This is a genomic window from Microcystis sp. LE19-8.1F, assembly GCF_027531715.1.
GTDB classification, from domain to species: Bacteria; Cyanobacteriota; Cyanobacteriia; order Cyanobacteriales; family Microcystaceae; genus Microcystis; species Microcystis wesenbergii_A.
The window spans coordinates 1-7,733 of record NZ_JAPZSO010000029.1 but is presented as its reverse complement, the minus strand read 5'-3'; the positions used below and the strand labels follow the sequence as shown (position 1 = coordinate 7,733).

Annotated in this window: 9 protein-coding genes; 6 read left to right on the top strand and 3 right to left on the bottom strand. The window is 43.9% G+C overall.

All coding sequences use genetic code 11. The annotated features are described in order from the left end of the window. Nucleotides 1-145 precede the first annotated feature (145 nt). From O9334_RS03715 to O9334_RS03705, 3 genes are all read left to right on the top strand, one after another. Complete coding sequence (locus O9334_RS03715) at nucleotides 146-274, top strand: hypothetical protein (RefSeq protein ID WP_274518365.1); 129 nt, start codon at nucleotides 146-148, stop codon at nucleotides 272-274. A 126-nt stretch (nucleotides 275-400) separates the two neighbouring features. After that, nucleotides 401-625 carry a hypothetical protein gene (locus O9334_RS03710; RefSeq protein ID WP_045362195.1) on the top strand — a complete coding sequence of 75 codons (225 nt, stop codon included), beginning with the start codon at nucleotides 401-403 and terminating at the stop codon, nucleotides 623-625. A 268-nt stretch (nucleotides 626-893) separates the two neighbouring features. Further along, on the top strand, nucleotides 894-1,703 hold the full coding sequence (locus tag O9334_RS03705; protein WP_045362197.1) for a squalene/phytoene synthase family protein: 810 nt from the start codon (nucleotides 894-896) through the stop codon (nucleotides 1,701-1,703). A gap of 306 nt (nucleotides 1,704-2,009) precedes the next feature. Here O9334_RS03705 and petD read toward each other — a convergent pair whose 3' ends face one another. Continuing rightward, nucleotides 2,010-2,492 carry a cytochrome b6-f complex subunit IV gene (gene petD, locus O9334_RS03700; RefSeq protein WP_002738373.1) on the bottom strand — a complete coding sequence of 161 codons (483 nt, stop codon included), beginning with the start codon at nucleotides 2,490-2,492 and terminating at the stop codon, nucleotides 2,010-2,012. 51 nt (nucleotides 2,493-2,543) lie between these two features. Beyond that, nucleotides 2,544-3,212: a cytochrome b6 gene (gene petB / locus O9334_RS03695; RefSeq protein WP_045362199.1), complete on the bottom strand. Its 669-nt coding sequence runs from the start codon at nucleotides 3,210-3,212 to the stop codon at nucleotides 2,544-2,546. 236 nt (nucleotides 3,213-3,448) lie between these two features. Here petB and O9334_RS03690 point away from each other — a divergent pair, with 236 nt between their 5' ends. The 3 genes from O9334_RS03690 to O9334_RS03680 all read left to right on the top strand — a co-directional run bounded on the left by O9334_RS03690 (nucleotide 3,449) and on the right by O9334_RS03680 (nucleotide 6,867). Beyond that, nucleotides 3,449-4,885 (top strand): circularly permuted type 2 ATP-grasp protein, encoded by a 1,437-nt coding sequence (locus O9334_RS03690; protein ID WP_123231114.1) that lies wholly within the window; start codon nucleotides 3,449-3,451, stop codon nucleotides 4,883-4,885. Nucleotides 4,886-4,999: 114 nt separating this feature from the next. Continuing rightward, the gene (locus O9334_RS03685) at nucleotides 5,000-6,001 is read left to right on the top strand and encodes an alpha-E domain-containing protein (protein WP_287999443.1); all 1,002 of its coding nucleotides are present in this window, start codon (nucleotides 5,000-5,002) and stop codon (nucleotides 5,999-6,001) included. Next, nucleotides 6,001-6,867 carry a transglutaminase family protein gene (locus O9334_RS03680; protein ID WP_287999440.1) on the top strand — a complete coding sequence of 289 codons (867 nt, stop codon included), beginning with the start codon at nucleotides 6,001-6,003 and terminating at the stop codon, nucleotides 6,865-6,867. Before O9334_RS03685 ends, O9334_RS03680 begins: the two co-directional genes overlap by 1 nt. A 123-nt stretch (nucleotides 6,868-6,990) precedes the next feature. On the opposite strand, the gene O9334_RS03675 is transcribed toward O9334_RS03680, so the two are convergent. After that, nucleotides 6,991-7,446: a hypothetical protein gene (locus O9334_RS03675; protein ID WP_287999437.1), complete on the bottom strand. Its 456-nt coding sequence runs from the start codon at nucleotides 7,444-7,446 to the stop codon at nucleotides 6,991-6,993. Nucleotides 7,447-7,733 lie beyond the last annotated feature (287 nt).

Genomic DNA, 7,733 nt, shown 5'->3' with positions numbered 1-7,733 from the left:
GTGACACTGTACCTAATACGACTGCACACCGCTATAAGCTAGTGAGGTACACATATTTTTCTTCCCTTTTGACTTTTGCCTCTTGCCTTTTGCCTAAAACCCATAACTTTTGTACCTCAGCAGACTGAAAAACGCTATAGGTTAGATGTGGTATAGACTAGGATTAGTAATTTATACTCAGATAGTTATGAGACAATCCGATCGAGAAATAATAATTTTAGCGGCTGTGGCATCCCTCTTGGCAGTGGTGGCGGAAGTAGCGATCGCTTTTTAGATAAAAAAAACTGATTTATGGGGTTAAAGTCTGGCAAAATTGGCAATCAATGACTAGGAAAGATATCGATAGAATGCTTGTAACAGTGGGGCCAATTGCGATCGCCTCGATGAAGGAAATTAAAGCATGAGTATTAGTGTAACCGGTCAGGTAAAAAGAATCGAAATAGGCACAGGAACTTGGGCATTAATTGCTGATAACGGTCAAACCTACGAATTAATGAACCCTCCCGCCGAATTAACCCAAAAAAAGGCAAAAGTGACAGTTATGGGTGAAATTCGTTCAGATCTGATGACTCTGGCCATGATCGGTCCAGTTTTACAAGTGACCTCCTTTCAATCCCTGCCATGAAGCCGCAAAATACTGCTTAAAAACGGGCAAAAACTACTTTTTAAGCTTGTAATCTCGAAAAATTGCCGTAATTATCCCTCACATATCCCAGAAAGAAAAATTGTCAAGAAGACCCTAAAGGTTGATTTTTTCGAGAATAATCTCGAAATTTTGAATAATCATACTACAATAGACAGCAACTTTGTCTTAGGAACATCGGAATACCTAAACCGATCTGTCTGATTGGTTTAACTCGTAGTTACCTAAGTTGGCGTGAGGAGTGGACTGAATGAATTTGCGCGATAATGCTTTAACGATTCTGCAAGAAACGAGTCGAACTTTTTATATTCCCATAAGTCGTTTACCGGATCGTCTGCTCGAGGCGGTAGCCTCAGCTTATCTCTGTATGAGGGCGATCGATGAAGTAGAAGACCATCCCGACCTAGATAACTTCAGTAAATCGCAGATATTAAGACAAATTAGCCTGAATTTACAAGCAGGTACTGAAAATTCCACCAAAGAGGACTTTGCTTTTGGCTTAGTCCATCGGGAGATTTTGCCAGAAGTAACCCTGAGAATTGGAGAATGGGCCCTGTTAGCACCGGATTCGATCGCCCCCCGGGTCTGGGATGCCACGGCGGCCATGGCCGATCGCATGGCCTACTGGGCTGGGAATAACTGGGATATTCGCACAGAAATAGAATTAGATCAATATACCTTTAGTGTGGCCGGTGCCGTGGGTTTATTGCTGTCTGACCTCTGGAATTGGTACGATGGCACTCAAACTAATCGCAGTTATGCCATCGGTTTTGGTCGGGGTTTACAAGCGGTTAATATTGCCCGCAACCATGGCGAGGATCTGCGCCGAGGGGTAAGTTTTCTGCCCCAGGGTTGGACAATTGGTGATATTCATAATTATGCCCGTCGTAATCTGAAATTAGCCGATTATTACACTCAATCGCTGCCGAAAGGGCCAGCACTTGATTTTTGTAAGATTCCCCTCGCTTTAGCCCATGGCACTCTCGAAGTCCTAGCTTTAGGTAAGGAAAAACTCAGTCGCAGCGATGTCATCGCTTTGGTACAACAAATTACCCGATAGAAGAAATCACAATTAGGGTTGGCTGAATAAATCTAAAAACCTTGTTGGGTAAGACTTTTAGACTTTTTGTCAATCAAAAAGTACCGGACTGGGAGTGATCAGGGGGAAAATCCCTGGACTTTTTCCCTGAAAATTAGGTAGTTGACCACCTGAAAATCGGTAAAACCCTACACCCCACACCCCACACCCCACAGCCTGCCCCCAAGAAAAACTTTTTGCCGCAAACCCCAATTAAAATTGCCCACGATCGCTCTTCCCAAGTCAGGAATCACAAGCGTGGGCAAAAAACTGCCGGAGTTCAGTAACTTAGAACAAACCGAGAGTTAAAGATATATCGATGGGGAAAGTGGCACCAATACCTAACCAAATCGTGACCACAGTACCAAATAGGAAGATAGCGGTAGCGACGGGACGACGGAAGGGATTTTGGAATTTATTGACGCTTTCAATAAAGGGAACTAACATCAAGCCTAGGGGAACGCCGGCCATGCAAGCGATACCTAAGAGTTTGTTAGGAAGAATACGGAGAATTTGGAAAACGGGATAAAGATACCACTCTGGCAGAATTTCTAGGGGAGTAGCGAAAGGATCGGCAGGTTCACCGATCATGGTGGGATCCATAATCGCTAAACCGGTGCAGAGTCCGATCGTACCGAAGATAACCACCGGGAAGACATAGAGGAGATCGTTGGGCCAAGCGGGTTCACCGTAGTAGTTGTGACCCATACCTTTAGCCAACTTAGCGCGCAGAGCGGGATCGCTGAGATCGGGCTTTTTTAATGTGGACATGGATAATGTCTCCTAAAAATGATTTCGGATCGACAGAGATATTTTTCTGAATTATAGAGGCCCAGAAATGCCTTGTTTACGGATCATCAAGAAATGTAGCAACATGAAGACCGCGATCGACCAGGGTAGTACAAAGGTATGTAAGCTGTAGAAACGGGTTAAAGTTGCTTGACCGACGCTTTCGCTACCGCGCATCAGGGTGACGAGTTGATCACCGACGACGGGAATAGCAGCAGGTACACCGGAAACAATTTTAACCGCCCAGTAACCCACCTGATCCCAGGGTAAGGAGTAACCGGTGACACCGAAGCTAACGGTGATCACGGCCAGGACAACCCCAGTGACCCAGGTTAATTCCCGAGGTTTTTTGAAGCCACCGGTCAGGTAAACGCGGAAAACGTGCAGGATCATCATTAAGACCATCATACTGGCAGACCAGCGATGGATAGAACGAATTAACCAGCCAAAGTTAACTTCGTTCATGATGTACTGTACCGAGGAGAGGGCCTCTGCTACGGTGGGTTTGTAGTAGAAGGTCATGGCGAAACCAGTGGCAAACTGGATCACGAAGCACACAAGGGTGATACCACCAAGACAGTAGAAGATATTAACGTGGGGGGGAACGTATTTGGTGCTGATATCATCAGCGATCCCTTGAATTTCTAAGCGTTCCTGAAACCATTGATAGGCTTTAGAATCCGTTACTTGTTTGGTAAACATCGCGTAACCAGTAAGAAAAATGAAAGATTTAAGGTTTGACCTTTAAAAAATGTAACACAGTTTTCAGGGCTAATTCTCGCTCTTGTCAGGTTTCTCCACCGGTGGGGAGCAATCGGCGATCGCTGTCTGCCAAACCGCTAACTTTCTAAAATTTCCCTTAAAATGTCTCCTAGACTACAAAAAATCGGGCCAATTGTCCGACACTGGGAATAGGTAAGGTATGGAATGAGGTCAGCGTGCTATTAAATACCTACGATCCCGAAGGCTTCTACGACGAACTATTCTTGGATGATGGTCAACCTCGTCCCCACGCGTCCCCTTTAATCAAATGGTTGCAGAATCTGCCGCCCCGAGAACTTCAACAACACCGGGAAACCGCTCAGTCGGCCCTGTTTGAATTGGGGGTGACTTTCAATGTCTATAGCGACAATCAAGGGGTGGAAAAAATCTTTCCTTTTGATATTATTCCCCGAATTGTCTCGGCTGAGGACTGGGATTATTTAGAAAGAGGACTGAAACAACGCATCAAAGCTCTCAATCTTTTTCTCTCCGATATCTACAATGACCAGTTAATCATTAAAGATGGCATTATTCCCCCCGAATTAATCGCCTCGGCGACGGGATTTCTGAAACCCTGTCTGGGACTGAAACCCGCCGGAGGTATCTGGTGTCACATCACGGGGACCGATTTAGTCCGCGATAAAGATGGTCAATGGTACGTTTTAGAGGATAATTTGCGGGTTCCTTCCGGTATTTCCTATGTCCTGGAAAATCGTCGGGTAATGAAAAGCACTTTCCCCGATATTTTCCAGACAATGAATGTTAAACCGGTGGATGATTATCCTTCCCATCTGTTGGAAACTCTCCTCAATTTAGCCCCAGCCCAATTACCTAATCCCACCGTGGTGGTTTTAACCCCCGGAACCTATAATTCTGCCTACTTTGAACATTCTTTTATCGCCCAACAAATGGGGGTAGAATTGGTGGAAGGGCGTGATTTAGTCGTCTTTGATGGTTATCTACAAATGAAAACCACCAAGGGGTTAAGACGGGTAGATGTGGTATATCGTCGCCTCGATGATGACTTTTTAGATCCGGCGGTTTTTCGTCCCGATTCGATGTTAGGTGTACCAGGGTTATTAAAAGTTTTCCAGGAAGGTCGCGTCGCTTTAGCTAATGCCCCGGGTACGGGAGTCGCCGATGATAAGGTTATTTATGCTTTTGTCCCCGATATGATTCGTTATTATCTGGGAGAAGAAGCGATTTTAAATAACGTTCCTACCTATCTTTGTTGGCGAGAAAAGGACTTAGATTATGTCTTAAATAATCTCGATAAGTTAGTTGTGAAAGCCGCTAATGAGTCGGGAGGTTATGGGATGTTAGTCGGTTCTCAAGCTACCCCCGAACAAAGGGCAGAATTCGCCCCACGCATTGCCGCTAATCCCCGCAATTATATCGCTCAACCGGTGTTAAGTCTTTCTAGGGTTCCCACTTTAATTGACACGGAAGTTGAAGGTCGTCATGTGGATTTACGTCCCTATATTCTCCATCGTGGCGATGAAATTTATGTGCATCCCGGGGGGTTAACTCGCGTGGCTTTGAAAAAGGGTTCTTTAGTGGTTAATTCCTCTCAAGGTGGTGGCAGTAAGGACACTTGGGTTTTAACCAAGTAATCAAGACAATAATCAAAATTTTGCTGGGTTACGGCCAAAATTAAATCATGAGTCGAGTGCATAAATTATTTTCGCCCAATCCACCCTACCCTTTTCACTTTTTCCTGGTTAATTATGCTTAGTAGAGTTGCCGATTCAATTTATTGGTTAAATCGCTATATTGAACGGGCAGAAAATGTCGCCCGGTTTATGGATGTTAACCTTAATTTAATGTTAGATGTACCTACCAGTGTTTTGCAACAGTGGGAACCTTTGGTTTTAACCACGGGAGATTTAGAACAATTCAAGAAACGTTACGGCACAGCCACCGCAGAAAATGTGATCAATTTCTTGACATTTGACACGGAATATAGTAGTTCAATTATCTCTTGTTTGCGCTGGGCGCGAGAAAATGCTCGGTCAGTTCGCGAGATTATTTCTTCGGAAATGTGGGAACAGGTTAATGGTTTTTTCTTAATGGTAAAAGATGCTTCCTCTTACCATCCTCAAACTACTTTACCGAACTTTTTTACCCAAGTTAAATTGGCTAGTCACCGTTTTGCAGGGGTGATGGATGCAACGATGACTCATAATGAAGGTTGGCATTTTGGCGTTATGGGAAGATTACAGGAACGCGCCGATAAAACCGCCAGAATTCTTGATGTTAAATACTATTATCTCTTACCTTCCGCTCAATGGGTAGGAACTTCTCTAGACCAAATTCAATGGATTGCTTTACTGCGGTCGGTGAGTGCCTACGAAATGTATCGTAAATGTCAACGACGGATTACTCCTAGTGACGTGGCCGAATTTTTAATTCTTAATCGAGAATTTCCTCGCTCAATTCACTTTTGTCTGCGGGAATTAGACCACTGTTTGCATCAAGTTACCGGTACTCCTGTAGGAACTTGGGGCAATTCAGTAGAAAGAAGTTTAGGGCGACTTTGTGCCGAAATGAGTTATCTAACTATCGAGGATGTTATTGAAATGGGATTGCATGAATTCCTCGACCATATTCAAAAAAGAGTTAATGATGTGGGAATAAAAATGACAGAAACTTTCTTTGTTTTTAATCCCGAACTTGCCTCACCTCTGCCAGTAAATAACTTTCAATATCAATCCCAATTAACAACTTAATGCGTTATCACATTCGGCATCAAACTAACTATTTCTATAATCAACCCGTGATTTTATCACCCCATCTGCTGCGCTTGCGACCAAAATCCGATGGTGGGCAAACTTTGCGAGAGTTCACACTCAAAATTAACCCGGAACCTTTAACAATAACTAATATTATCGACCTCGATGGCAATTCTTGTTTACAAATTTGGTTTAATCAACCGACGGAAGAATTATTGATTGATGTGGTCAGTGAAGTAGAAACCCATGGGGTTAATCCTTTTCAGTATTTGTTGGAACCTTGGGCGACCTGTTTACCCTTTGATTATCCCATTTCTCTCCACAGTCAATTACAACCCTACAGACAATTTTATGGGTTAGCTAATGACCCCGATGTGGCAGCATTAGCCCAAGAAATTATGCAGGAAACTGAGGGACAGGTGCTATCTTTCCTGTTTAATCTTAATGACAAAATTTACCGCAATTGTCAGCAAATTATTCGTCTTACTGGAGAACCCTATCTACCCGGAAACACTTGGAAAAATAAGCAGGGTTCCTGTCGCGATTTTGTGGTTTTATTTATGGATGTGTGTCGCTGTGTGGGATTAGCTTCCCGTTTTGTCAGTGGCTATCAAGAAGGAGATTTAGACCAAGGAGAAAGACATTTACACGCTTGGGTAGAGGTGTACTTGCCGGGGGGCGGCTGGAAAGGCTATGATCCTAGCCATGGATTAGCGGTGAGTGACCGTCATATAAGCCTCGTTTCTAGCCCAATTCCCCGTTATTGCGCGCCGGTAGAGGGAAATGCTCGACCGGTTAATCTCGGTCATCAAGTGATAGAATCTCAGCTATCATCGACAATTGCCATCGATTTGTTATCTTGAGGATGATTCTTTATTGGAGTTACTAATATGTTAGAAATGGCGCAAGTTTGGACTAAAAAAAAGTGCGGCAAGTCGATGCTATAGCCCTAACTAGAACTGCGCTAAAGCGCAACTACAAACCTATCAGAAGCCTAATGTTTTCAAAATTATCGGTAAGGCTTTTTGAGAGGCTTGGGCAAGTTTGCTGGCAGGTTCCAAAGCTTTAGCAGTTGTTTCGAGCAAATTAACTGCTCGTTGGGCTTTCTTTTGCAGTCCGGCATCATCAGGATTTTGACTAGCTTGGGCAATCTTTTTCACTTGGTTGGCGGCTTCGGCTTTTTCCTCTTCATCTAAATGGCTGTCAATTTCAATCGCCTGGGTTAGTTCTTGCAGTAAGGCTTTAAGTTGGGCATTTTCTGGGGAAGCATCGGCTGCAATTTGGTTAATGGTATTAGTTACATCGCCGATGATTTCGCCGAAATTGACGGCGGAATTATTAATATCGCGGATGGTAGTATTCCGGGAACTGTCATTACTGTTGCTCATGGCTTTTGCTTCTACATTAATGGGACGGTTGGCGAGGGTTTTGGTAATTTCCATCATATCAACACTTTGTTGGCGATAGATGGCAATTTCCGTCTCTTTGGCGGTGAGTTGTGCCTTATATTGGGCTTCAATGGCTGCGAGTTGTAGTTGATAATTTTGGTTAAATTCTTGATGAATTTTCTCTTTATCAGTGTCGGACGGTCTAAGTACAGGACAAAAAGCTTGAAAAGTAGGCGGGAGTAGGGTTTTATGAGAAATAGCACTAATCTCGAAAACCCTATGAATCAGTATAGCGCCTTAAAGCAAGCCCTTCAACCCCATCTAGGATGGCATGGTGCCAG

Bases quoted from the DNA above. Each gene is read 5' to 3' on its own strand.
- O9334_RS03675 (WP_287999437.1), bottom strand. From the start codon at position 7,446: ATGGAAATTACCAAAACCCTCGCCAACCGTCCCATTAATGTAGAAGCA.
- O9334_RS03705 (WP_045362197.1), top strand. From the start codon at position 894: ATGAATTTGCGCGATAATGCTTTAACGATTCTGCAAGAAACGAGTCGA.
- O9334_RS03685 (WP_287999443.1), top strand. From the start codon at position 5,000: ATGCTTAGTAGAGTTGCCGATTCAATTTATTGGTTAAATCGCTATATT.
- petB (WP_045362199.1), bottom strand. From the start codon at position 3,212: ATGTTTACCAAACAAGTAACGGATTCTAAAGCCTATCAATGGTTTCAG.
- petD (WP_002738373.1), bottom strand. From the start codon at position 2,492: ATGTCCACATTAAAAAAGCCCGATCTCAGCGATCCCGCTCTGCGCGCT.
- O9334_RS03710 (WP_045362195.1), top strand. From the start codon at position 401: ATGAGTATTAGTGTAACCGGTCAGGTAAAAAGAATCGAAATAGGCACA.
- O9334_RS03680 (WP_287999440.1), top strand. From the start codon at position 6,001: ATGCGTTATCACATTCGGCATCAAACTAACTATTTCTATAATCAACCC.
- O9334_RS03715 (WP_274518365.1), top strand. From the start codon at position 146: ATGTGGTATAGACTAGGATTAGTAATTTATACTCAGATAGTTATGAGA.